General features: G+C 62.2%; 19 protein-coding genes. 7 read left to right on the top strand and 12 right to left on the bottom strand.

What is annotated here, in order from left to right:
• Position 1 precedes the first annotated feature (1 nt).
• Positions 2 to 1885 carry a hypothetical protein gene (locus KLP40_RS07445; protein ID WP_215593143.1) on the bottom strand — a complete coding sequence of 628 codons (1884 nt, stop codon included), beginning with the start codon at positions 1883 to 1885 and terminating at the stop codon, positions 2 to 4.
• A 210-nt stretch (positions 1886 to 2095) separates the two neighbouring features.
• Positions 2096 to 3562, bottom strand: a complete 1467-nt coding sequence (locus tag KLP40_RS07440; protein ID WP_215593142.1) for an energy transducer TonB — start codon at positions 3560 to 3562, stop codon at positions 2096 to 2098.
• Positions 3563 to 3712: 150 nt separating this feature from the next.
• Here KLP40_RS07440 and KLP40_RS07435 point away from each other — a divergent pair, with 150 nt between their 5' ends.
• Complete coding sequence (locus tag KLP40_RS07435) at positions 3713 to 4021, top strand: hypothetical protein (protein ID WP_215593141.1); 309 nt, start codon at positions 3713 to 3715, stop codon at positions 4019 to 4021.
• Positions 4022 to 4182: 161 nt separating this feature from the next.
• Here KLP40_RS07435 and KLP40_RS07430 read toward each other — a convergent pair whose 3' ends face one another.
• Positions 4183 to 6396, bottom strand: a complete 2214-nt coding sequence (locus tag KLP40_RS07430) for a S9 family peptidase (RefSeq protein WP_215593140.1) — start codon at positions 6394 to 6396, stop codon at positions 4183 to 4185.
• A gap of 114 nt (positions 6397 to 6510) precedes the next feature.
• On the opposite strand from KLP40_RS07430, the gene KLP40_RS07425 reads away from it, so the two are divergent.
• Positions 6511 to 7437: a hypothetical protein gene (locus KLP40_RS07425; RefSeq protein ID WP_215593139.1), complete on the top strand. Its 927-nt coding sequence runs from the start codon at positions 6511 to 6513 to the stop codon at positions 7435 to 7437.
• A 77-nt stretch (positions 7438 to 7514) separates the two neighbouring features.
• Here the strand turns inward: KLP40_RS07425 and KLP40_RS07420 are convergent, their stop codons facing one another.
• Both KLP40_RS07420 and KLP40_RS07415 read right to left on the bottom strand, forming a co-directional pair.
• Positions 7515 to 8996: an OmpP1/FadL family transporter gene (locus KLP40_RS07420; RefSeq protein ID WP_215593138.1), complete on the bottom strand. Its 1482-nt coding sequence runs from the start codon at positions 8994 to 8996 to the stop codon at positions 7515 to 7517.
• 99 nt (positions 8997 to 9095) lie between these two features.
• Positions 9096 to 10442, bottom strand: coding sequence for a hypothetical protein (locus KLP40_RS07415; protein ID WP_215593137.1), 1347 nt, complete (start codon positions 10440 to 10442; stop codon positions 9096 to 9098).
• 187 nt (positions 10443 to 10629) lie between these two features.
• Here KLP40_RS07415 and proS point away from each other — a divergent pair, with 187 nt between their 5' ends.
• Positions 10630 to 12105, top strand: a complete 1476-nt coding sequence (gene proS / locus KLP40_RS07410) for a proline--tRNA ligase (RefSeq protein WP_215593136.1) — start codon at positions 10630 to 10632, stop codon at positions 12103 to 12105.
• A gap of 178 nt (positions 12106 to 12283) precedes the next feature.
• Here proS and KLP40_RS07405 read toward each other — a convergent pair whose 3' ends face one another.
• Positions 12284 to 12793, bottom strand: coding sequence for a GreA/GreB family elongation factor (locus tag KLP40_RS07405; RefSeq protein WP_215593135.1), 510 nt, complete (start codon positions 12791 to 12793; stop codon positions 12284 to 12286).
• A gap of 75 nt (positions 12794 to 12868) precedes the next feature.
• On the opposite strand from KLP40_RS07405, the gene KLP40_RS07400 reads away from it, so the two are divergent.
• Together KLP40_RS07400 and floA are read left to right on the top strand one after the other, a co-directional pair.
• The gene (locus KLP40_RS07400) at positions 12869 to 13369 is read left to right on the top strand and encodes an NfeD family protein (protein WP_449555713.1); all 501 of its coding nucleotides are present in this window, start codon (positions 12869 to 12871) and stop codon (positions 13367 to 13369) included.
• 109 nt (positions 13370 to 13478) lie between these two features.
• Positions 13479 to 14480, top strand: a complete 1002-nt coding sequence (floA, locus tag KLP40_RS07395; RefSeq protein ID WP_215593133.1) for a flotillin-like protein FloA — start codon at positions 13479 to 13481, stop codon at positions 14478 to 14480.
• 161 nt (positions 14481 to 14641) lie between these two features.
• On the opposite strand, the gene KLP40_RS07390 is transcribed toward floA, so the two are convergent.
• Positions 14642 to 16633, bottom strand: coding sequence for an OmpA family protein (locus KLP40_RS07390; protein WP_215593132.1), 1992 nt, complete (start codon positions 16631 to 16633; stop codon positions 14642 to 14644).
• A 460-nt stretch (positions 16634 to 17093) separates the two neighbouring features.
• Between KLP40_RS07390 and KLP40_RS07385 the strand changes: the two genes are divergently transcribed.
• Together KLP40_RS07385 and chrA are read left to right on the top strand one after the other, a co-directional pair.
• Complete coding sequence (locus tag KLP40_RS07385; protein WP_215593131.1) at positions 17094 to 18071, top strand: isopenicillin N synthase family dioxygenase; 978 nt, start codon at positions 17094 to 17096, stop codon at positions 18069 to 18071.
• Between the two features lie 157 nt (positions 18072 to 18228).
• Entirely contained in the window at positions 18229 to 19461 is a 1233-nt protein-coding gene (chrA, locus tag KLP40_RS07380; protein ID WP_215593130.1) for a chromate efflux transporter, read from the top strand.
• A 128-nt stretch (positions 19462 to 19589) separates the two neighbouring features.
• Here the strand turns inward: chrA and rfbA are convergent, their stop codons facing one another.
• From rfbA to KLP40_RS07355, 5 genes are all read right to left on the bottom strand, one after another.
• Entirely contained in the window at positions 19590 to 20462 is an 873-nt protein-coding gene (gene rfbA / locus KLP40_RS07375) for a glucose-1-phosphate thymidylyltransferase RfbA (RefSeq protein WP_215593129.1), read from the bottom strand.
• Between the two features lie 101 nt (positions 20463 to 20563).
• Positions 20564 to 21571 carry an SDR family oxidoreductase gene (locus KLP40_RS07370; protein WP_215593128.1) on the bottom strand — a complete coding sequence of 336 codons (1008 nt, stop codon included), beginning with the start codon at positions 21569 to 21571 and terminating at the stop codon, positions 20564 to 20566.
• Between the two features lie 107 nt (positions 21572 to 21678).
• The gene (rfbB, locus tag KLP40_RS07365; protein ID WP_215593127.1) at positions 21679 to 22731 is read right to left on the bottom strand and encodes a dTDP-glucose 4,6-dehydratase; all 1053 of its coding nucleotides are present in this window, start codon (positions 22729 to 22731) and stop codon (positions 21679 to 21681) included.
• Positions 22732 to 22883: 152 nt separating this feature from the next.
• Positions 22884 to 23909, bottom strand: coding sequence for a UDP-glucose 4-epimerase GalE (gene galE, locus KLP40_RS07360; protein ID WP_215593126.1), 1026 nt, complete (start codon positions 23907 to 23909; stop codon positions 22884 to 22886).
• Positions 23910 to 23999: 90 nt separating this feature from the next.
• Complete coding sequence (locus tag KLP40_RS07355) at positions 24000 to 25298, bottom strand: nucleotide sugar dehydrogenase (protein WP_215593125.1); 1299 nt, start codon at positions 25296 to 25298, stop codon at positions 24000 to 24002.
• Between the last annotated feature and the right edge of the window lie 47 nt (positions 25299 to 25345).

Genomic DNA, 25345 nt, shown 5'->3' with positions numbered 1-25345 from the left:
CTTACAAATCCCACCGGTACAGGCGCAGACTGCCGGCTTCGGCCAGGAGCGTCAGGTGCTGGCGTTGCGGAAAATCAGCCCCCGCATCCAGAATTTCCCGTACCTGGGGCTTGGTTTGCTGCGCTATAACCGGGTTGGTGCCGTCGTAGAAGCTTGCATCATAGAGCACGAGCACGGGCTTTGCCGGCTGCTGCAGACGGGCCCGCAAAGCCGGCGTCGGGCCGTCGGGCAGGAACAGGCTCCGCAGCTCCAGCAGGTGCTGCGGGGGCGTCCGCGACATCTTGCTGGCCAGCATGGGCAGGTTGGTGCGCAGCGTGATCTGGTAGGCGTAACGCGACACCTGGTCGTAATCGTCGAGGGTTCTTTCCATATCCTCGCTGCCGACGTGGAAGTAGGGAATGGGCAGCAGGGCCTGGTAGTTTTCCGGTTCGAGGGAGTAGAGCAGGGTGTTGACTTCGGGGGTGAATTCGGGGTTGGTCAGCACGTTGGGCGCCACGTAGGTATAGTGCTTTACGGCATCGCGGGTATCTACCACCGCCAGCGCCACCAGGCCAACGGCCAGCAGCCACCGGGCCGGCCACTTGCTTTTGCTCAGCCAGAAATCGAGCCCGACCACGAACAAGAGGTTAACTGCCCAGAAAAAGACCCAGCTGAACCGGGCCAGTACCCGGAACTGCGTAACGGCCTCGGTTATTTTCTTGCCGTAGAAAAACAGGTTCAGGTAGTTGTGAAGCGTGTACTTGCCTTCGTCCAGGGTGTAGGTAGTGCCCACGGCTATCAGCAGGCTCACCAGGGCGGCCCCGAGCAGCAGCCGCAGAAACGGCCAGGCCGGGGCAGTTTGCCAAACAGACCAGCCGGCCTTCCGCGCGGCGGGTTGGCTTAGCCACCAAGCCAGCAGCAGCGTGGCGCCAAAAAGCGCAAAAGCGCCCAGATACGCCACCGACTCGTAGGTGGGCTGCGTATTGGGCTCCAGCCAGAAGTTGATTACGTTGTGTTCCGGCGAGCGAAACAGGGCGGAAACCTGCAGCTTCCAGGGCTCATAGTCGAAGCCGGCGGCGCCTTTGCCGCGCTGCGGATAGTAGCCATCCACGAGCCGGATAATGGCTACGCATAAGGCCATGGGCCCGAGCGTAAGCGCCCCGCCGGCCACGGTCAGCGACGGCGCAGACCACCACCGATGCCGGGGCAGCAGCCACCACGCAAAGAAGCCTCCGGTCAGCACCGCCAGCAGGGGCAGGTAGTACAGGTGCAGGAAGCCCGTGAGCGTGAAGCCAATGACCAGCCCGGCTACCCAGCGCCGGACCGGCTGCCCCGCCCGCGCCCGTTCGTACACGTTCAGCAGCCCCCAGATAGCCAGCAGCAGCACCCAGCTGAAGGACAGGTTCAGGTGCCCGACCAGCAGCCGGCTCACCTGCGGGTTCAGCCAGGGTAAGGCCACGGAAAAGATGGTAATCAGCCCCCAGTGGCGCACGAAGCGCCGCAAAATAAGTGTCAGCAGCAACGTGCTGAGCAGAAAGCCGCTTAGCAGCAGCCCATGGTACACATCCAGGGCGTAGGGGCGCAGATCGAAGAGGTAGTGCGACCAAAGCCGGACGGCTACGGCCAGCAGCGGGGTGTTATCGGTGTAGAAAATATACTCCCCGTAGGGGTAGTTCATCAGCCCAAACCACCGCAGGCCATTCTCCCAGGGCTGCTGCACGTAGGCCTGAAACGTGAAGTAGTTCTTGGCGCCGTCGTAGAGGTTGCTGAGCAGATGCCGGCCGGGCTCGAACAGCAGCAGCCGGAACGCCTTGCCTATCACCAGGGCCTGCAGGAATAGATTCAGGCCTACCTGCAGCCCCCGGGCAGGTTTCCAGGCCCGGACTGCTGCTAAAGAAAATGTCATAAAACGAATAGAGGCCCGCAGACCGTTACACCAGGGTTCGACAGAAACGGTCAAAGATACGCGGCGGCTCTGAGCGGGCAATTGCTGCCGGCTCAGGGCCGCCGCGTTCCTTCCGGCAGCGGTGGGCGGGTATGCGCCGGGTCTTCCGGCTGGGCGGCGCCGGCCTTCTGCCCGGACTGCGCCCCCCCGCTGCGGGCCCGGGCCAGGCCGCTATTGCAGGCGGGCCAGCGTGGTTTCCAGGTCGGCCAGGGAGATTTCCCGGAAGCGCAGCGTATCGGGGGCGGCGCCGGGCACGTGGGGCTGGCGGGCCAGGAAGGGGGTGCCGTTTTCGTAGCGCATGCCCACTACCGTACCGCCCCGGGGCAGGGCCATAAACTGGTAGCCGCCCGTTTGGGCCGTAGCAGCCAGCACAATGCCCCGGCCGGGCACAATAACGCGCACGGCCGTCTGGTCGTTGGCCACGAAGGCGGGTACGAACAGCGGGGTGGTGATGCCTTTCCAGGGACGGCCGGCGGCCAGCCAGCCCAACCGGGTGGGCCGGTGGGCTGCGGGCGCCGCGGCCAGGTCGTCGGATGGGGCGGCTTCAGGTACTGCCGGGGCCGGCTCCGGGTCGTCGGGCGGGGCGGGCGCGGCCTCCGCCGTGGTGGCGGCGCCGGGCTGCAACCGGAACCGGATGGGCACCACCAGCTGCACCTTTACCCGGCGCCCGTCCTGCTGGCCGGGAGTCCAGTGGCCGGAGGTCTGGGCAAGCACGCGCAGCACTTCCTCGTCGCAGCCGTCGCCCAGGCCGCGGGTGATGCGGGGCTGGGTTACGCGTCCGTTCTCATCGACCACGAAAGAGGCGAAGACGAGGCCTTCGGTGTGGTTTTCCCGGGCCTGACGGGGGTAGCGGATCAGCTTGTTGAGGTCGGCAGGGCCCTGGCCGTAGCGGGGCATGCGCTGGGCAGTGGTGAGCACCTGCTCCGGCGCGGTGGCCACGGCTTCGGGCCTGGTTTCCGCTTCCAGCCAGCGCACGACGGCCCCGCTGCCGGCGGCGGCCTGCCCGTAGAACAGGGGCGTATGGGGGGCGTGGCCGGGAAGCTCCAGCTGAAAGTCGCGGCCCTTGGCCAGGGCCAGCTGCTGACCGCCGGCCGTGGCCCGCACCAGCACGGCGGCGCCCAGCTCCAGCGGGGTACCGGCCGTGGTTTCGGTGAGCAGGTTGGAAAGCAGCATGGAGGCGCCCGAATAGCACTCTTTCAGCTCCACCCACACGGCGCCCGTCACGGGTTGCTGCCGGCTGTTGACGAGCGTATTGGCCGGAATGCGCACCACGGTTCCTTCCTGTCCGCGCACTTCGGCAGCCTTGGTGGGGTCAATTTCGAAGTACTCGCTGGGTTGCAGGGTCAGGTCCTGGAGGCGGGCCTCGGCGGGCGGGGTGCTGGTGGCCAGGGCGGGTGGGCGGGAGCTGCGCCGGTACACCACCAGCGGGGCGTGGCGGCTGGTGGGCTGCTCCACCCGGTGCCAGTCGCGCTTCACGGGGGCATTGGCCAGCGGGTCAGCGGCCGCGTCGTAGTTCAGGGTGTCGGCCAGGGCGGGGGCGGGAGGCGCTGCCGGCCGGTCCGGGCGCTCCGGCTGACAGGCCAGCAGCAGGCTGCCCGTCAGGCTAAGCAGGAGAAGGGAAAACCGGGTAATTCGCATTACGGAGAGTCTACGCACCAACGTACAAAAGGCCAGGGTGCGTGTACGAAATAGGTGAGTTTCCGGCAAGCTACGCGTTCTGCTTCCGTAAGTATAGCCGTTTACCTCCGAAATACGTGTGCCGGCAACGTGCAGGAGCCATCTGGTCATGTGCAGGAGCTATCTGGCAACGTGCAGGAGACAACTGACAAGGTGCAGGAGACATCTGGCCATGTGCAGGAGCTATCTGACTATGTGCAGGAGACATCTGGCGGTGTGCAGATGACATCTGGCAACGTGCAGGAGACATCTGGCAACGTGCAGGAGCTATCTGACTATGTGCAGGAGCTATCTGGCGGTGTGCAGATGACATCTGGCAGCGTGCAGGAGCTGTCTGGCAGCGTGCAGGTGATGCTTGCTATATCCGGGGTGCGGATGGATTCGGGGCGTAGCCGAGCGAGTGAGGCAGGCACCGGGTAGGGTGCCGGTCTGTTGAATTAAAGAAGCCCTCCGGGGGCAGGTTATGGGCCTGTTGCCGGAGGGCTTGCTGCTGGTTCAAGGCCTGACGCTTCGCAAAGGAAGGATTGCGTCGACACTGGCTTGGTGCGCCTGCGCGCCATGCTCGGCATGCCGGGTGCTTCTTACAGGTTTTGCAGCACGAAGTTGGTCATCTGGCGGTAGAGGTGCAGGCGGGTGTTGCCGCCGTAGATGCCGTGGTTGCGGTTGGGGTAGTACAGGGTCTGGAAATCCTTGTTGGCTTTCACCATGGCATCCACGAAGGCCACGGAGTTCTGGAAGTGCACGTTGTCGTCGCCGGTGCCGTGGACGAGCAGCAGCTTACCCTTGAGCTGGTCGGCGAACTGCACGGGGGAGTTGTCGTCGTAGCCCTGGGGGTTTTGCTGGGGCGTTTTCAGGAACCGCTCGGTGTACACGGTGTCGTAGTAGCGCCAGTTGGTGACGGGGGCCACGGCAATGCCCATCTTGAACAGGTCGGCGTTTTTGGTGAGGGCCAGGGTGGTCATGTAGCCGCCGAAGCTCCAGCCCCAGATGCCGATGCGGCTTTTATCCACGTAGGGCAGCGTGGCCAGGTATTGGGCGCCCTCGCCCTGGTCGATGGTTTCGAGCTTGCCCAGGTTGGCGTAGGTGCTTTTCTTGAAGTCGGAGCCGCGGGCCCCGGTGCCGCGCCCGTCCACAATCACCACCAGGTAGCCGTTTTGCGTGAGCAGCTGGTGCCAGAGGTAGTTGCTGCCGCCCCAGGAGTCGGCGTTGGTCTGGGAGCCGGGGCCGCCGTACACGTGCATGAGCACGGGGTATTTTTTGGTAGCGTCGAAATTGGTGGGCCTGAGCATCTGGCCGTTCAGCTCCACGCCTTCGCTGGTTTTGAAGGTGAAGAACTCGGGCGTGGCCAGGTTGTACTGGCTTAGCTTCTCGCGCAGGCGGGCGTTGTCTTCCAACACTTTCACCAGCTTGCCGTTCTGGCCGCTGCGCAGGCTTACAACCGTCGGCACCCCGGCCTCGGAGTGGTAGTTGAGGAAGTAGCGGGTGTCGGGGCTGAGGTTCACCACATCGGTGCCGGCACCGGCCTCGCTGAGGCGGACTTTCCGGCGGCCCTTCAGATCCACGCGGTAGAGGTGGCGCTGCAGGGGCGAAGCCTCGGTGCTGGTGAAGTACACCTGCCCGTTCTGCTCGTCGAAGCCGTTGATTTCGGTGATTTCCCAGCTGCCTTTCGTGAGCTGGCGTACCAGCTTGCCGTTCATGTTGTAGAGGTAGAGGTGGCGGTAGCCATCCTGCTCGCTGGTGAACAGGAACTCCCGGCCGCCCTTCAGGTAGCGTACATCATCGGTGATATCGACGTAGGCTTTGTCGGTGTCGGTGAGCACCACGCGGCTCTGGCCGGTCCGGGCGTTGGCGTGCAGGATTTCGAGCTTGTTCTGGAGGCGGTTCAGACGCTGGATGCTGAGCAGCTCGGGCGTCTGGGTCCAGAGGATGCGCGGGATGTACTGGTCGGTTTCCGGGCCCACGTCCATGCGGGTCGATTTGCCGGCGGCTACGTCGTAGGCGGAGATGCTGACGATGGAGTTCTTCTCGCCGGCCTTGGGGTACTTGTAGCGGTAGTCGTTGGGGTAGAGCGGGCCCCACTCCTGCATGTTGTACTCGGGCACCTGGCTCTCATCGAAGGTGTAGTAGGCCACGTAGCGCGAATCGGGCGACCATTGGAAGCCCTGGGCGAAGGAGAACTCCTCCTCGTACACCCAGTCGGTGCCCCCGTTGATGATCTTGTTCAGAGCCCCGTCGGTGGTTACGGCCGTTTCCTGCCGGGTAGCCAGGTCGGTCACGAACAGGTTGTTGTCGCGCACGAAGGCCACGCGCTTGCCGTCGGGCGAGAAGGTGGCGTAAAGCTGTTTGCCGGCCGTTTTGCTCAGGGGCGTGAGCTGCTTGCTGGCGCGGTCGTAGACGTAGAAGTAGGACTTGCTGCTGCGCCGGTAGATGGGCTCGGTATCGGTGCTGAACAGGATGTTGGTTTCGTCGGCGTTGAAGCTGTAGCCATCTACGGGCAGGGGTTGGGGCTGGCCGGGCAGGGTCAGGTCCTGGCCGCTGACCAGCGTCTGCACGGGCTGGCCGGTGGTTACGTCGTGCTGCACCAGGCTGCCCTGGCTCAGGGAGGAGTAGAAGCGGCCGTCCTTCATCCAGTTGAACCCGGGCACCGATTTGGCGGCGAAGGTGCCCTTCTGCCAGATGTCTTCGAGGGTAATGTTCTGCTTTTGCTGGGCCTGGGCCGTGGGGGCGGTGGCGGGCAGCAGGGCCGGGCTGGCGGTGGTCAGGAAAAGGGCCAGGCCCAGGGAACGTAACTTCATGCGGAAACAAATAAAATGTCGGCGGGAATCCGTCGTTAAGGTAGGAAATGCCCGGCGCAAGGTTGCACCGGCCGCCGCCCAACTCCTGTGCTTCCCTCCTATCTTTACCGGCGTATGTCCCGTATCCTGCTTCTGCTACCGGCTCTGGCCTCCCTGCTGCTTACCGCCTGCCAGCCGGCCCTCGAGCCCGGCCCCCGCGTAGAATTCGTGGGCAGCTCGCGCTATAACACCTCCAACCGCCGCCTTACTACCCCCGGCGACACGGTGGCCAACAACGTGTACGCCAAGGCCGACGGCAGCCCCCTGACCCGCCTGCGCATTACCGTGGATTACGAGCCCGTGCCGGAGCCGGTGATTTACGACCCGCTTCAGGACCCGCCGAACCGCACGTTCACCTACCTTGATTTAGCTTTGCCGGCCTCCGCCCGGGAGGAGTTTGCCTTCCAGAGCGTGCAGCCCACCCGCACCACGGCCGGGCTGGAGGTCTGGAACTACACGTTTACCGATGCCGAAGGCCGCACCGGCGTCCGGAGCCTGCGCCTGCGCCTGGGCCGCGCCGATTCGGCCGCGGCCTACCATAGCTACACCGTGACGGTGCAGGCCCCCGGCCCCAAGCGCCGCCGTTTTCTGGCCCTGCGCGAAGGCCTGGTCCTGCCCGATTTCTCCGTCATCGACCTGCCCCAGAATCAGCCCCTGATTGATTTGGTGTACGCGCCCCAGGCCGGTACTGCGGCACCCACCTTCGCCACCCCCGCCGACGACGCGCTGGGCCTGTCATGGCTTAATCCGCGCCGTACGCTTATCCGCAGCACCACCCTGACCGCCGCCGACTTCACGGCCACCAGCACCCCGGCCGCCCTGACGACGGCCTTTACCAACGGGTCCGCCTTCCTTACCCGCCCTACCAGCACCGGGGTGTTACAGGAGGGTCAGGTCATTGCCTTCCAGACGCCCGAGGAAAAATACGGTTTGCTGCTGGTGCAAACCATCGTCAGCACCGGCATCCGCTCGGTGGTCGTGCAGGTCAGGGTCAGCAAGTAGCGTTCCCGCTGAAAGGCCCCGGCCCGCCCTCCACATAGCGGAGAGCGGGCCGGGGTCTTTGGGGGCAGGAGCGCGGGCTAGAACATGAAACCGGCCGTGATGGTGGTGGTGAAGCGGTTGTCGTCGATGCTGATAACGGGCGTATTGCCCCGGGCCAGCGAATAGGGGTTATACAGCAGGGTGCCCTTGCTGTACACGCCGGCGGCATCGAGGAAGAAGTTGTTCTGCCGCAAGCCCGCTCCTACCGTGTAGTAGTTGCGGCTCCGGTCCGGGGTGCTGCTCTGGTAGGGGCTGCCGTAGTGGGCAAACCCGGCCCGCAGCCGGAAGATGTCCAGGCGGGCCTCGCCGCCCAGGCGCACATTCACGGCGCTGGTGTAGAGGCTTCTGATGGCATCGTTGTCCGCCCCAAAATCGCCCCGGCCGTTCCAGTTGCTCAGGTTGGCGCTGGCGTAGTCGATGTACTCCACGTCACCACTCAGGAAACCGAACTTACCCAGCACGAAGGCTGCTCCGGCCGTGGCCTTGAAGGGTGTCGTTACGGCGTAGTCGAAGATGTTAGGGTCCAGGGCAGAGCTGGCCGACAGGTACGTATTGCCATCCACCGTTACCGGCTTGTCGAACCGGGCATCGAGGGAGGCGTTGTAGGTTTCGGTCAGCCGCAGGTAGGTGGGCGTCTGCACCGAGGCCCCCAGGCGCACGGCTTCTATGGGCTTGTAGATAATGCCTAAGCGGGCGTTGATGCCGCCCCCTTTGGTTTGCAGATTATCCCGCTGGGAGAGAGAAGCGAAGGAAGTACCGTCCTCCTCACTGACGGGCGTTACGGGTTGCGGGTCGGAGGCGGTCAGCACGTTTTCGGCCGTGTAGCGGCTCGAGACGATGCCGATGCCCCCGCCGATGTAGAGCTTGTCCTGGTAGCTGGCCCCGTAGGCAATGTCGAACTGCGTGTTGGCCCCGGTGCGGCGCACAGTTTCGCCCTGGTCGAGCTGGCCGGTTCCGTCGAAGTCAATTGGAATGTAGGTGCCCTGGGCGTCCGTATCGGTGAGGAAGGTATTATACGCCAGATCATCCAGGGCCCCGCCCTGGTCTTCGCTGAACCGCTGGAAAATATCCTGCTCCAACTCGGGACGGCCCCGGTAGCGGAAGCTCTGGTTGAAGTCGGCCGTGCGGGTAATACCGATGGCCAGCGTACTGGCGCGCCAGGGGTTGGCGTCGTCGTCGGGCCGGCGGTTGGCAAACACCATTCCCAGGCTGGCCACGTTCAGGTTGCTGCGCGAGTCGGTGGTCGTATTCCCAAAGCCCAGGCTACTGGAGTTGAGGTTACTGAAACCGGGCGAAAAGCTAAATTCTGACCGTTGATACATCCCCAGGCCGGCCGGGTTCACGGCCACGGAGCCGTAGTCGCCACCCACGGCGGTGCTGGCGCCCCCGATGCCGAGGGTACGGGCCGTGCCGGTGGGCTGCTGCTGCGAGTACCGCAGCGCATCGATCTGATATTGGGCAAAGGCGTGGCTGGCCGAGCCCATCAGGGCAACGGCAAGGCCATATTTCAGCAGTTTCATGGGAAGGAAGAGAAGGGGTACCCCACCCGCCGCAGCGCGTCGGGTACCAGATCAGATAGAAGAATAAAGCGCAGCACCCCCGGCCCCCGGCCGGCGGAATTACCGCCGCCGCCCGCCGCCGCCGCCGGAGCTGCCGCCGGAAGAACTACCGGAGCTGCGCGAAGGAGACGAGTAGGAACCCGAAGATTCGGAACGCGAGGGCTGGGAATACGAGCGCGAAGGCTCGGAATACGTTCGGGCGGGCTGGGACCGACGCGGCTGGGAGTAGGTGCGGGCCGGCTCGGAAGCGGGCGCCGGAGTACTTTCCACCAGACGCTGCCGGCGCGGCTGATCCGCTACGCGTGGCTGATCGGGAGTGCCGGGGGTAGTGGTTCCGCTGCCCGGGTTCCAGTCGGCCCGGCGGCGGCGGCCGTAGTCGGTGGGCGTGGTGTTATCGGGTTGCGTGCCCGGCGTGGCCACGGTGCCGCCGGTGGTGTTATCGAGCACGCGCCAGCGCCGCCCGCCTTCGGGCGTGCCGGGAGTGGTAGTGGGCACGTCCTGGCTGGCCTGATCGGCCACCTGCCGGCCCCGCCGCCCCAGCGTCGTTGCGTCCGGCGACTGGCCCGTGGTGGGTACGCTGCCGTTTACCATGGCCGGCTCCTGTACGCGCCGCCGGCTACCGGGCTGGGTAGCTCCGGACGACGTCACGCCATTCACCGGGGGGCTGGTGAAGCCGCCCTCCTGCACCCGTCGCCGGCCGTTGGAAGCAGCCCCGCCCGCCGTGGTCAGGCCGGAGCCGTCCCCGGCCCGGTCGCGCCGACCGCCATAGGTAGCCGAGCGGCCCGGCCGGTAGTTGTCTACGCCGGTGAAACCATTCCAGCCGCCACCGTAGTAGCCGTTGTAACCGTAGCCATAACCACCACCCCAGCCGCCCCAGGGCCGGTTGTAGTAATAATCGAAGGGACTGTAGCCGAAGCCCAGGCCGTAGGGCCGGAACCAGGGCCGGCCCACGTTGATAAATACGTTCACCCCGCCGTAGCCATAAAACGGTGAGTAGAACGGATCCGCGAAGCCGAAACCAGGGTACATCGGGTAAGCGTAGGCCGCGCCCCCGTACCAGAACGGGTCGGTGTAGGCGAAATCATAGTAGCCCAGACTCGACCCGCGGTAGGGGCTATGAAAGCGCCGCAGGCGGGAAGCGTAGTAGTAATCGTCGTCGTAGTACTCGGCCGGGCTGCCACTGCTGGCGGTGCTGCCGGTATAGTCGGGGTTGGCGACGTCGCCGGCACCGACGGACTGGTCGTCGGGGGCCAGGGCCGGAGCCGCCGGGAGCGTGGCCACCACCTTGTCGGACGCGGAATAGTACATTCCGTCGTTTTCGGTGGTCGTCAGATACGAGGTACTGGCACAGCCGCCAAGCGTCAGCAGCGCCAGGCCCGGCAATAAGGATGGAAGTAACTTTTTCATGGCGGCAGAAACGTAAAGATGAAATCAGAAAGTGAAGGTTGGGTACCCCGCGGCGGCACAGGCCGCTAAAGCCCAGTTCCTCCGGATTTAATAACGTAATTTGGGGCCGAAACGGTGCCTTTTTCTCACTTCAAATCTTGTACCAGAACGAGGAACTTTTTCACTTACCCCCAAGATACTTCGAAAGATGAGCAAAAGTTTGCCCAAGCGCGCGGAAGACTATTCCCTGTGGTACAACGAGTTGGTAAAACGGGCCGGCCTGGCCGAAAACTCCTCGGTGCGGGGCTGCATGGTAATCAAGCCCTATGGCTATGCCATCTGGGAGAAAATGCAGCGCACCCTGGACGATATGTTCAAGCGCACGGGCCACGAAAACGCCTATTTTCCCCTGTTCGTGCCTAAAAGCCTGTTCGAGGCCGAGGAGAAAAACGCCGAAGGATTCGCCAAGGAGTGCGCCGTGGTGACCCACTACCGCCTCCAGAACGACCCCGACAAGCCCGGCAAGCTGCGCGTGGACCCCAACGCCAAACTCGAAGAGGAGCTCATTGTTCGTCCCACTTCGGAAGCCATCATCTGGAGCACCTACAAGGGCTGGATTCAGAGCTACCGCGACCTGCCCCTGCTCATCAATCAGTGGGCCAACGTGGTACGCTGGGAGATGCGCACCCGCCTGTTTCTGCGCACCGCCGAGTTTCTCTGGCAGGAAGGCCACACAGCTCACGCTACCGCCCCGGAGGCCCTGGCCGAAACCCGCCAGATGCTGGACGTGTACGCTCAGTTTGCCGAGGAGTGGCTGGCTCTGCCGGTGGTAAAAGGCGTCAAAACTGAGAATGAGCGGTTCGCGGGCGCCGTGGAAACCTATTGCATTGAAGGCCTGATGCAGGACGGCAAAGCCCTGCAGGCCGGCACCTCCCACTTCCTGGGTCAGAACTTCGCCAAGGCCTTCGACGTGCAGTTCCAGAGCAAGGAAGGCGGCCTGGAGTACGTGTGGGGCACCAGCTGGGGCGTAAGCACCCGCCTGATGGGCGCCCTCGTGATGGCCCACTCCGATGATGAAGGCCTGGTGCTGCCGCCCAAACTGGCCCCCATTCAGGTGGTCATCGTGCCCATCTACAAAACCGGCCAGCTGGAGGAGCTGCTGGAGCGCATTCGCCCCATGCAGCAGGGCCTGATTGCCCGCGGCATCTCGGTGAAGGTGGACGACCGCGACACGGAGCGCCCCGGCTACAAGTTTGCCGAGTGGGAGCTGAAAGGTGTGCCCGTGCGCATTGCCGTGGGCATGCGCGACCTGGACGCCGGTACCGTGGAAGTCGCCCGCCGCGACACCAAGGAGAAAATGACCCTGCCCCTGGCCGACATCGTGAACAGCGTGGACCAGCTGCTGGCCGATATCCAGCAGAATATCTACCGTCGGGCCCTCACTTACCGTGAGGAGCACACCACGCGCGTGGAAACCTACGAGGAGTTCAAGCAGGTCCTCGACGGCAAGGGCGGCTTCGTGGTGGCCCACTACGATGGCACTTCCGAAACTGAGGAGCGCATCAAGGAAGAAACCAAGGCCACCATCCGGTGCCTGGCCCTCAACGAGCCCGAGGAAGCCGGCGTCTGCATCCTCACCGGCCGCCCCTCCACCCGCCGCGCCCACTTCGCCCGGGCCTACTAATCACCGATTAGCGCGGATTGCAACGGACTCCACGGATTTTGTGGCCGACTGTAGGGCGAAGTGCTGCTTCGCCCCAGCCTCCTAAAACAGATAGCCTCGACCCTTGCTGGCCGGGGCTATCCGTTTTACGGGGGTAAAACAGCCTCTGCTGGTAAAGCTGAACCGGTGCAAAACTCGGTTAATACTCGATGCCGGCCACTTCCACTTCTACGGTTTTGGGGCCTAGTTGCAGCGTTACGCGCTGGCCGAGCCTGACGCCCTGCACGGCCCGGGCAATGGGCGCTACGAAGGCAATTTTGCCCGCTGCCACATCGGCCTCATCCACGCCCACAATCCGGAACTGCCGCTCCGGCCCCGCTCCGGCCACCGGCCGCAACGTAACGCGGGCCCCGAACCGGACCTCCCGGGCGGGCTGAGCAGCGGGCTCCACCAGCCGGGCGCTGGCAATCCGGTCGTTGAGGGCGCTGAGCTGGCCGTTGAGCAGCGTGAGTTGGCGGGTACGGTCGGCGTCGTTATCCCGGTTGGCTTCGGCGGCGGTGCGGGTGGTTTCCAGTGCTGCCAGCTCTTGGCGCAGCTGCTCCAGCCCGGTTGGCGTCACGTAGTTGGGCGTCCCGGGCGGCAGGGCGGCCCGGGGCGGAATAATGGGTATCTCGAGGGAATCGTCTTCCTTGGTGAATGCTCTACTCATAGTGCCTTTCCTAACGCGGGCGAGGCCAGGGTAGTTGTATCCACTGCGGCCGGCCGGGCTTGCTGCCGCAGGTTTGTGTATCTTTTCCCAACCAAACTTCTATTTGTTATGGACTGGCTGACAATTGCCCTACTTCTGTTCTTTGGCCTGGCGTTTCTGGTGGCCGAGGTTATCTTCATTCCCGGCACTACGGTGGTGGGGCTGGTGGGCTTCGCGCTGCTGGCGGCCGGCATCTGGTTCAGCTACCGCGACCTGGGTGCCACCACGGGCCACGTCCTGCTCTCGGCCTCAGCCGTGTTTATTGGCGCGCTGGTGTACCTGGGGCTGCGGCCCCGCAACCTCGATAAAGTAGCCCTCACCCAGCAAAACCACGGCCACGTGCTGGATGTACGCCACGCCGACGTGCTGCCCGGCACCGTGGGCCGCACCCTCTCGGCCCTGCGCCCGGCCGGCACCGTGCTGTTTGAGGAAGAGCGCCGCGAGGTAACCACCCGCGGCGAGTTCGTGGCCGCCGGCGCCGACGTACGCGTCATCGGCATCGAGCACAACCGCATCGTAGTCCAGCAAGTGGCCTGACAGTCAGTTGTCAGTATTTGGTTGTCAGTTGTCAGGCTGTTCTGACAACTGACAACTAAAAACGGGCAACTAAACACCAACAACTGAATTCACCAACTCCCTATTCCTGATGGATTTTAACTTCTTTCCGCTCATTGTGGGCGCCATTGTCCTGCTGGTTTTCCTGTACTTCTTTCCAATCAGCCTCTGGATTACGGCGCTGTTTTCGGGGGTGCGGGTGAGTTTGTTCCAGCTGGCCTTCATGCGGGTGCGTAAGGTGCCGCCGTCCCTGATTGTGAACTCCATGATTACGTCCACCAAGGCCGGCCTGGCTCTCACGGCCAACGACCTGGAAACCCACTACCTGGCCGGGGGCAACGTGCCCAGCGTTATCAAGGCCCTGATTTCGGCCGACAAAGCCAATATTCCGCTCACCTTCAAGCAGGCCACGGCCATCGACCTGGCCGGGCGCGACGTGTTTGCGGCCGTGACCACCAGCGTGAACCCCAAGGTGATTAACACGCCCAACGTGGCCGCCGTGGCCCAGGACGGCATTCAGCTCATTGCCAAAGCCCGCGTAACGGTGCGCGCCAACATTGCCCAGCTCGTGGGTGGCGCCGGCGAGGAAACCATTCTGGCCCGCGTAGGCGAAGGCATCGTAACCAGCATCGGCTCCTCGCTCTCCCACAAGGAAGTGCTCGAAAACCCCGATAAAATTTCCAAGCTCGTGCTCAGCAAAGGCCTCGACGCGGGAACAGCCTTCGAAATCCTGTCCATCGACATTGCCGACATCGACATCGGAGAAAACATCGGCGCCAAGCTGCAAATCGACCAGGCCACGGCCGACCTCAAGGTGGCCGAAGCCAAGGCCGAAGAGCGCCGGGCCATGGCCGTGGCCGTGGAGCAGGAAAACCGCGCCAAAACCCAGGAAGCCAAAGCCCGCGTAGTGGATGCCGAAGCTGAGATTCCGAAAGCCATGGCCGAAGCCTTCCGCTCGGGCAACCTGGGCATCATGGACTACTACAAGATGCGCAACATCCAGTCCGACACCGACATGCGCGACTCCATCGCCAACCCCGGCACCCAGAACAGCAGCACCAAACCCGGCCGCGACGAAACCCGGCTGAGTTAGAAGTCAGAAGCTAGAAGCCGGGAGCTCTGTCATCCTGAGCAAAGCGAAGGACCTTATCCTGCCCCAACGGCCGTAGCAACGGCTCGTTTTGGTAAGATAAGGTCCTTCGCTTTGCTCAGGATGACAGAGCTCCCGGCTTCTAGCTTCTGACTCCTCAAAAATTACTTCTTCGTAATCCGGAATTCTACGCGGCGGTTGAGGCGGCGGGTTTCCTCCTGGTCGTTGCTGGCTACGGGCTTGCTGCCGCCGTAGCCTTCGGTGGTGATACGGCTGCTGGCAATGCCTTTCTGCACCAGGTACTTTTTCACCTCGTTCACCCGGTCCAGGCTCAGCTTCACGTTCAGCTGGGGGTCGCCCTGGTTGTCGGTGTGGCCTTCCAGCTTGATTTCCACCTGCGGATAATCCCGCAGAATCTTCACCAGGCGCAGCAGCTCCGGGTAAGAATTCTCGCGCAGAAAGTACTTACTCTGGGCGAAGAAGATGTTGTTGAGCTTGATGGTCTGCCCCACGGCGAAGGGCACGAGAAACAAATCCTGGGTGACTTCGGAATATTTCTGGCGGTCGGTTACGTCGAGGTTGTCCGATTCGGCCAGGTAGTCCTTAGCTTCGGCGCGGTAGCCGTACTGGGTGCCCGAAGGCAGCACGATGGTGTAGGAACCATCAATCGGGCTGGTTTCGGCCACCCCGATTTCCTCGCCCGTGAGCAGATTTTCGTAGCGGATAGTGGCTGCCACCGGCTTTTTGGAGGACGCATCGAGTACCCGGCCACGCACCAGCGTGACCACCTCGGGCCGGAATTTAGGCGTGAGGTTGATGCGAAAAATATCCTTGGAGCCATCAATGCCCTTGCGGTCTGACACCAGATACGCATCCTCACCGGCCGCCGACACTACGTAATAGGCATCGAAATCGGGGGAATTAACCGTGGGGCCCAGGTTGCGGGGCTTGCTCCAGTTGGTCCAGCTGTCGTCGAGACGCTTGGAGTAGAACACGTCGCTCTTGCCGTAGCCGCCGTGGCCCTCGGAGGCGAAGTACAGCGTTTTGTTATCGGAGGCCAGAAAGGGGGCAAATTCCGGCTTCTTGGTATTGATACTGGCCCCCAGGTTGCGGGGCCGGCTCCAGCTTTTGCCGTCGGGCTTGAGGAAGCAGACGTAAATATCCTGCTCGCCCTGGCCATCCTTGCGGTCCACGGCCATCAGCATCACCTTCCCCGAGGTAGCCAGGAAGAAGTCGACGTGGTCGGCGTCGTCGTTGTAGTAGTCCTCAATCTCCACTTTCTCCGGCTTGGTCCAGCCGGTGGCGGTGCGCCGGGTCATGCTGGGGCCCTTGGGTACAATGGTCCCGTCGGGTTGGTAGACGCCAATAACGAGCAGCTGCTGGCCGTTGGCCGATACCGAGGCCACGCCGTTGGGGTCGTTGGGCGTGTTAATGGGGCTGCCGATATTTTTGGCCGGGTTCCAGGATTTCTTTTCGGCGTTGGCCAGGGTGCTCAGCCAGACGTCCTGCGCGTCGCGGGCGCCGCCCACGTTCTGGGGGCTTTCCTGCCGGGCGAAGAACAGCGTGCGGCCGTCGGGCGAAATGACCGGGTGGGTATCCACATACTTGGAGTTGACGGTCGGTCCCAGGTTCACCATGGCCGAGTCGAAACTCACGACGCTTTCGTCGTTCTTGAACTCCTTTTTCACCATCGTATCCACCACGTCGGCCACCCCGATGGCGTCAATCTGGTTCACCCCGTTCACCGCCTTGGTATTCAGCGTCACGACCACTCCAATGGTGCGGTAGGTGCCCGGGGCGAAGGTGACCTGCAAGGTGCGAAACTGCTCCGGAATAGGACCGGGCGTATCGTTCTCGTACACCTGATGCCGGGTGCCGCGGGTATCCACCAATTCGATTTTGGTAATGGCGCCCGGGTTGAAGTTTTCCACTACCGTTACCTGCCGGGCAATAACGGATTTCACAAAGCGAACCTCAATCGATTCGTTGGTGCCGGTTTTTTTCGGAATCCAGGCTTCGTTGCTGGCCTGACCCAGCGGCGTGGCATTGGGTTCGCCCAGCACCTTTTCCGGCGAAAAGGGTTCTTTGCCCTCCGCTTTCTGCGACGATACCTCCACCACCTTGGCCGCCCACACCGCGTGTTGGGCCTGCGCCATCGTACATACCCCCGCTATCAGTCCCCACGACAATATTATCTTTTTATTATTCATACGACCAAGGTCAAAGCAAAGGCTTCCAGGAGGATGTACATGTCGGTCAACCCGCTTGCGAACTTTCAAGACGTCCCAACGCGACCAGAAGTTTCGCCTTCCGGTGAAAGCCTATCTGGAAAGTACTGTTTCGCGGCCCGTCAACCCGGAACGGCGAAACAATAACGGGGAAAAATCCAGTGTTCTGCGCGTTACCGCCGCCGAAAGGCCCAAATCACTCGGTTAAAGTTTGATTTTGCCCCTTTACCGACTGGCCTTTATCAGACACGATATACACGGACGTAAACCGACTGCGGACTGTTGCACGCCGGTAAGGGTCAGGGGCGAAACCATATGCAACAGCGCCGGTTTTTAAGTAACTTGCCGCCCACGTACTCCCCCGTATCAGTACAATTTCAGCATTCAGATGGAAGATAAACTGCTGGACGCCATTCCGTCCCTCGACCTGGCCGATTTCCGTTCCGGTGACCCCGAGCGCAAGGCCCGCTTTGTGCAGCAACTCGGCGAAGCCTACCAGAGCATCGGCTTTGTAGCCCTCAAGAACCACGGCCTCTCCAACGAGCAGACCGATAAGCTCTACGCCGACGTGAAGGCCTTTTTCACCCTGCCCGACGACGTAAAGCAGCAGTACGAAAAGCCGGAACTGGCGGGCCAGCGCGGCTACGTGAGCAAGGGCAAGGAGCACGCCAAGGGCCGCAACACCGGCGACCTGAAGGAGTTCTACCACGTGGGCCAGGAGGTTGACGACGCCAACGACCCCATCGGGGCCGAGTATCCGGACAACATCTGGCCCTCGGAAGTAGCCAGCTTCGCCGATACGTCCCTGACGACTTACAAAACGCTCGAGGCCGCCGGCAAAGACGTGCTGCGTGCCATTGCTCTGTACCTGGAGCTGCCGGAGAACTACTTCGACGATAAGGTGCGCAACGGCAACAGCATCCTGCGCCCCATCCATTACTACCCCATCGAAAACCCCGATGAGGTGCCGGCCGATGCCGTCCGCGCCGCCGAGCACGGCGACATCAACCTGATTACGCTGCTGATGGGTGCCTCGGCCGATGGCCTGCAGGTGCTGCGCCGCGACGGTAAATGGATTCCCATCACGGCCCTGCCCGACCAGATTGTGGTGAACGTGGGCGACATGCTCCAGCGCCTGACCAACGGCGTGCTCAAGAGCACCATTCACCGCGTGGTGAACCCGCCCCGCGAGAAGATGAACTCTTCGCGTTACAGCATCCCGTTCTTCATGCACCCCCGCTCCGAAATGAGCCTGGCGGCGCTTGACAGCTGCGTAACGGCTGAAAACCCCAAGAAGGAAGCCGACATCACGGCCGGGGAATTTCTCAATGAGCGCCTGATTGAGCTGGGCCTGAAGAAGAAGTAATTCGCCCCCTCTGACTACCCTTGAAAACGCCTGTTCCAGTCCGGAGCAGGCGTTTTTGTATGCCGACTCCTGAACTTGTTGAAGGTCGGGCGGAACAGTCTGCCGGAATCGGTGCGCAACCCGTATCTTGGTCGGCCTTCCCTTATTGCCTCCGCACTTGATTGCGCCCCCCGACGACATCCAGCTGGCTCCGCCGCCCCGCCGTAGCAAGCGGGTAAAACGGGTACGCAACCTCATCTTTCTTAAAGATGTGGCTGCCCTGGGCCTCACCGCCTTCGGTGGCCCCCAGGCCCACCTGGCCATGATGCTGCGCCTGCTGGTAGACAAGCGCCGCTACCTCACGGCCCCCGAGCTGCTGGAGCTGATGGCCCTGTGTCAGATCCTGCCCGGCCCCACCTCCACCCAGACCATTACGGCCATCGGCTTCCGGCTGGGCGGACCCAACCTGGCCTACCTTACGCTGCTGATCTGGATGCTGCCAGCCGTCATCATCATGACGGTAGCCGGCCTCTCCATCAGCTACCTCGACAAGGACCTGGTAATGCGGCTGGTGCAGTACGTGCAGCCGGTAGCAGTGGGATTCGTAGCGTATTCGGCCTACAAGATTGCCCAGAAGGTCATTCACACCAAAACGGCCGTGGGCCTGATGGTTACGGCAGCATTGCTGGTGTATTGGGTGCAGGTGCCCTGGCTGATGCCCCTGCTGCTGGTGGCCGGCGGCCTCGTAACCACTTTCCGCTACCGCAAGCTGCCCCAGGAAGATAAGCTTCCGCTCCAGATTGAGTGGGCCAACTTCGTGCTGTGGCTGGGCGTGCTGATTGGGGCTGCTGTGCTGGGCCAGTACACCCAGTTGCTGCCCGTGCGGTTGTTCGAAAACTTCTACCGCAACGGCAGCCTTGTGTTCGGGGGCGGGCAGGTGCTGGCCCCGCTGCTGTACACCGAGTTCGTGGAGTTCAAGCACTACCTGAGTTCCGAAGAGTTTCTCTCGGGCCTGGGGCTGGTGCAGGCCCTGCCGGGCCCGAACTTCGCTTTTGCCGCCTACATCGGGGCCTTGGCCATGCGCCCGGAGGGCCAGGGCCTGAGTGGGCAGCTGCTGGGCGCGGTAGTCGGCGCGGCGGGCATTTTCATGCCCGGTACGCTGCTGATTTTCTTTCTGATCCGCTTCTGGGACCAGCTCAAGCGTTACCGGGTGGTGAAGGCTTCCCTGGAAGGCATCAACGCCGTATCGGCCGGACTGGTCTGGGCGGCCACCTTCCTCCTCTACCACCCCCTCCCCGATACCCCCATCAACCTCGGCCTGATCGGGGTTACGTTTCTGCTGCTGCTTTGGGAGAAAGTCCCGTCCTACGTTATCGTGGGTGTGGCATTGGTAGCGGGGCTGGTGTTTTAGAAGCGAGATGGTGAGATAGTGAAATGGTGAGTTGATGTTTCAGTACACCACTTGCGCAAGTGGCGCAAACAGGTTCCTGAAACATCAACTCACCATTTCACTATCTCGCTATTCCACCACCTCGCCGCTTACATCAGCAGCTGCTCGGGCAGGCGCATGAGGTAGTCGCCGTAGCCGCTCTTGCGCAGGGGCTCGGCAATTTTGCGCAGCTGGTCGGCGTCGATAAAGCCCTGGCGGTAGGCCACTTCCTCAATCGAGCCCACCTTCAGGCCCTGGCGCTGCTCCAGCACGCGCACGAACTCGCCGGCCTGCATCAGGCTTTCGAAGGTACCCGTGTCCAGCCAGGCGGTGCCGCGGCCCAGGATGCCTACTTTCAGCTTGCCGCGGCGCAGGTACTCCTGGTTCACGTCGGTGATTTCGTACTCGCCGCGGGGGCTGGGCTTCAGGTCGCGGGCAATCTGCACCACGTCGTTGTCGTAGAAGTACAGGCCGGGCACGGCGTAGTTGCTCTTGGGCTTGGCGGGCTTCTCCTCAATGCTGAGGGCCTTGTTGTTGGCATCGAACTCCACCACGCCGTAGCGCTCGGGGTCGTGCACGTGGTAGGCATACACCACGCCGCCGTCGGGGTCGTTGTTGCTCTTGAGCAGTTCCTCCATGCCTTCGCCGTGGAAGATGTTGTCGCCGAGCACCAGGGCCACTTTATCGGTACCGATGAAGTCAGCCCCCAGCACGAAGGCCTGGGCCAAGCCGTTGGGCACCTCCTGCACCACGTACTCGAAGCGGCAACCCAGGTTGGAGCCATCGCCGAGCAGCTTCTTGAACTGCGCCTGGTCGTGGGGCGTGGTGATGATGAGGATTTCCCGGATGCCGGCCATCATCAGGATGGACAGCGGATAATACACCATCGGCTTGTCGTACACCGGCATCATCTGCTTGGATACGGCCAGTGTGAGAGGATGCAACCGGGTGCCGGAGCCGCCGGCGAGGATAATACCTTTCATAGTGGGGAGATTGTTGAATGGCTAAATGGACGAATTGTTGAATGGATCTGGTCGGCCGTAACCAACTCTTCAGCCACTCGCCCAGCTACCCGTTTTGACAGTTAATTCCGCTCGGCAATAAACGCCTGGTTGGCCTTGAACCAGTCCAGCGTCTTCTGCAAACCTTCCTGAATGCGAATCTGGGGCTGGTAGCCGAGCAGGTTCTGGGCCTTGCTGATGTCGGCTAACGAGTCTCGGATGTCGCCGGCGCGGTCGGGGCCGTACTCGGGCGTGATGTCGGAGCCGGCTTCTGCCTTCAGAATGTTGAACAGGTCGTTGAGCGAGGTGCGGTCGGCCACGGCCACGTTGTACACCTGGTTCACCGCCTCAGGGTTCTGCACCAGCGCCGCCTTGATGTTGGCCTGCACGCAGTTTTCCACGAAGGTGAAGTCGCGGGTCTGTCCCCCGTCGCCGTTCATGCGGGGCGGGCGGCCTTCCAGCACGGCATCAATGAACAGCGGAATCACGGCGGCGTAGGCCCCATTCGGGTCCTGGCGCGGGCCGAAGATGTTGAAGTACCGCAGCCCGATGATTTCCATGCCGTAGGTCTTGCCAAACACGTCGGCGTACAGCTCGTTGGCGTACTTGGTGACGGCGTAGGGCGAGAGGGGCTTGCCAATGCGGTCCTCCACTTTCGGCAGGGCCTTATGGTCGCCGTAGGTGGAGCTGGAGGCCGCGTACACGAAACGCTTCACGCCCGCTTCCTTGGCTCCCACCAGCATGTTCACGAAGCCGCCCACGTTCACGTCGTTGCTCGTGATGGGGTCGTTGATGGAGCGCGGCACGGAGCCCAGGGCCGCCTGGTGCAGCACCACGTCAATACCCTGGCAGGCATCAATACAGGTCTGCCGGTCCCGGATGTCGCCCTCGATGACGCGCAGGGCCGGGTTGCTTTCGAACAGCGCCACGTTTTTGCGGAAGCCGTTGGAGAAGTTGTCCAGTACACGCACCTCTTTGGCGCCGTACTTGAGCAGGTATTCCACCAAGTTCGAGCCAATGAAGCCGGCCCCGCCGGTAACGAGGAAGCTCAGATTATCGAGCGGCTGGTCGTGAAAAGGAGTGTTGTACACGATACTAATGTGTTGGAATGTGCGGAATGTGAATGAATGTAAAAAATGAAATACTAGGCCGAATGCAATTCATTTTTCACATCCCGCACATTTTCACATGCATCACATTACCGACTGTACTGCTTCTGGTAGTAATCCTGGTACGCGCCGCTGGTGACGTTGTTGAGCCACTCCTCGTTTTCCAAATACCAATCCACCGTCTGGCTCAGGCCCTGCTCGAAGGTTACAGAGGGCTTCCAGCCTAGCTCGTTCATGATTTTGCTCGAGTCGATGGCGTAGCGCAGGTCGTGACCGGCGCGGTCCGTTACGAACTTGATGAGCTTGCGCGAGGTACCTTGCTCCTTGCCGGTTTTCTCGTCCAGGGTGTCGCAGAGCAGATGAATCAACTCTAGGTTTGCCCACTCGTTTACGCCGCCGATGTTGTAGGTGTCGCCCACTTTGCCCTTGTGGAACACGGCGTCGATGGCGGTGGCGTGGTCTTTCACGAACAGCCAGTCGCGCACGTTTTCGCCCTTGCCGTACACCGGAATGGCCTCGCCGTGCTGAATGCGGTGGATGGCCAGCGGAATCAGCTTCTCGGGGAAGTGGTTGGGGCCGTAGTTGTTGGAGCAGTTGCTCAGCTTCACCGGCATGTGGTAGGTGTGGTGCCAGGCCCGCACAAAGTGGTCCGACGATGCCTTGGAGGCCGAGTAGGGCGAGCGGGGGTCGTAGCTAGTTTCCTCGGTGAACATCTCGGGACCAAAGTCCAGGGAACCGTACACCTCGTCGGTGCTTACGTGGTAGAACACCTTGCCCTCGTAGCCCAGCGGCTTCCACAGGTTTTTGGCGGCGTTCAGCAGATGCACCGTGCCCAGCACGTTGGTCTTCACGAAGGCCAGCGGGTCGGTGATGCTGCGGTCCACGTGGCTTTCGGCAGCCAGGTGAATCACGGCGTCGGGCTCCTCGGTGGCAAACAGGTTGTCCACGAAAGCCTGGTCGGTGATGTCGCCTTTCACCAGGCGGTAGTTGGGCGCGTTTTCAATGTCGCGCAGGTTTTCGAGGTTGCCGGCGTAAGTCAATGCATCCAGGTTCAGAATCTGATACTCCGGATACTTGGTCACGAACAGGCGCACCACGTGCGACCCAATGAAGCCGGCCCCGCCGGTGATGATGATTTTCATGGCTTGAATTATTTATTGCCCGTCATGCTGAGCGAAGCGGAGCGTAGTCGAAGCATCTCTACCGCTTCGTTGTGGTAGTAATTGATTACCCTCGGTAGAGATGCTTCGACTGCGGCTGCGCCTTCGCTCAGCATGACGTTCTTTTTTCTCGTTTACTTACCCAAGGCCTGCTGCCACTTCCAGGAGCTAGCCAGGGCTTCCTCCAGGGAGGCAGATGTCTGGAAGCCCAGGGTTTCCACCGAGCGGGTGACGTCGGCGTAGATGGCCGGCACGTCGCCGGGACGGGCCGGGCCGATTTTGTAGTTCAGCTTCTGGCCGGTGGCGCGCTCGAAGGCCTGCACCACTTCCAGCACCGAGTTGCCGCGGCCGGTACCCACGTTGAAGGTTTCTACCGTCTCGCCCTGCTGGTCGAGCAGGCGCTGTACGGCCACCACGTGGGCCTTGGCCAGATCCACCACGTGCACGTAGTCGCGGATGTTGGTGCCGTCGGGCGTATCGTAGGTGTCACCGTTCACCGTGAGCTGCTCGCGGATACCGGCGGCCGTCTGGGTCACGTACGGAATCAGGTTCTGGGGCACGCCCAGCGGCAGCTCCCCGATTTTGGCCGAGGCGTGGGCCCCGATCGGGTTGAAGTAGCGCAGCAGAATGGTGCGCAGCATGTTGCCGGGCGCAGCAGCCACGTCGCGCAGGATGTCTTCGCACATCTGCTTAGTGGCACCGTAGGGCGAGTTGGCCTTTTTGGTCGGCGTCTGCTCGGTTACGGGCAGCGCGTCGGGCACGCCGTACACGGTGCACGACGACGAGAACACCAGGGCCTCCACGCCAAACTCGCGCATCACCTGCAGCAACGTCAGCAGGGAGCCCACATTGTTCTGGTAGTATTCCAGTGGCTTCTGCATCGACTCGCCCACGGCTTTGTAAGCCGCGAAGTGAATCACGCCGCGCAGGCTGCCTTCCTCGGCAAACACCGCGCGCAACGCCTCGGCATCATTGCAGTCGATGCGGTGCAGCGGTACTTTCACGCCCAGAATTTCTTCCACGCCGCGCAGCGCCGACTCCCGCGAGTTGCTGAAGTTGTCGATGATAACCGGCTGAAAACCGGCCTCGTACAGCTCCACCACCGCGTGCGAGCCAATGTAGCCCGCGCCTCCCGTCACCAGTATTTTCGTTCTAGACATCTAGCTGTCAGTTGCCAGTTGTTAGTTGTCAGTCGCCGGTTGGTTTCAGAGCGAAACTGACAACTGGCAACCGACAACTGACAACTGATTTTAGAGACTCCAATATTGCATGTCCTGCACCTTGCCGCGGAACAGGCCTTTCAGATCTACCAGCACCGCATTTTCGCTGGTGATGGACTGGAAGTAAGCTTCGTCGTGCTGGGTGTAGGGCTGGTGGCTGACGGCCACGATGACGGCGTCGTAATCGGTGCGGACGTCAGCGGCGGGCGTCAGGCGGAAGCCGTACTCGTGGTGCAGCTCGTCGCTGTCGGCGTGCGGATCCACGATGTCCACGTTCACCGAGAAGTTCTTCAGCTCCTGAATCACGTCGGCCACCTTGGAGTTGCGGATGTCCTCCACGTTTTCCTTGAAGGTCGCGCCCATCACCAGCACGCGGCTTTTGGCCACGTCCTTGCCTTTTTTGATCATCATCTGCACGGTTTTCCGTGCGATGTAGGCGCCCATGTTGTCGTTGGTGGTGCGGCCGCTCAGAATCACCTTGGCGTCGTAGCCCAGCTCCTTGGCCTTGTAGGTGAGATAGTACGGGTCCACGCCGATGCAGTGGCCGCCCACCAGACCGGGCGAAAACTTCAGGAAATTCCACTTGGTGCCGGCGGCTTCCAGCACCTCGTAGGTGTTGATGTTCATGCGGTCGAAAATCATCGACAGCTCGTTCATCAGGGCGATGTTCACGTCGCGCTGGGTGTTTTCGATGATCTTGGCGGCCTCGGCTACCTTGATGCTGCTGGCGCGGTGCACACCGGCCTTCACTACCAGCTCGTAGGTCTTGGCAATTTCCTCCAACGACTCCGCATCGCAACCGGCTACTACCTTGATGATGCTGCTGAGCGTGTGCTCCTTGTCGCCGGGGTTGATGCGCTCAGGCGAGTAGCCCACCTTGAAGTCGCCGCCCGCGAAGCTCAGGCCCGAGTGCTTTTCCATCACCGGAATGCAGTCGTCCTCGGTGCAGCCGGGATACACGGTGCTTTCAAACACCACGTAATCACCCTTCTTGAGCACCTTGCCCACCGACGACGAAGCGCCGAGCAAGGGCTTGAGGTCGGGCTGGGCGTGCTCGTCGATGGGCGTAGGCACGGCCACGATAAAGAACGTAGCCTCGCGCAGCACGTCCAGCGAATCGGTGAACTCAATGTCGCAGCCCACGAAATCTTCCGCCGTCAGTTCCCCGCTCGGGTCCACGTGCCCGCGCATCATCTCCACGCGCTTGGCATTGATATCGAAGCCGATAACCTTGATTTTGCGGGCGAATTCGAGGGCGATAGGCAGGCCCACGTAGCCGAGGCCGATAACGGCCAGCTTGGCCTCTTTCTGAAGTAGTTGCTCGTACACGATGGTTGGGGTCTTAGAAACTTAGAGCTTGAGGCCTGAGCGTGCCA

The organism is Hymenobacter piscis (genome assembly GCF_018760735.1).
Taxonomy (GTDB): Bacteria; Bacteroidota; Bacteroidia; order Cytophagales; family Hymenobacteraceae; genus Hymenobacter; species Hymenobacter piscis.
This window is presented reverse-complemented; position numbering and strand designations above follow the sequence as displayed.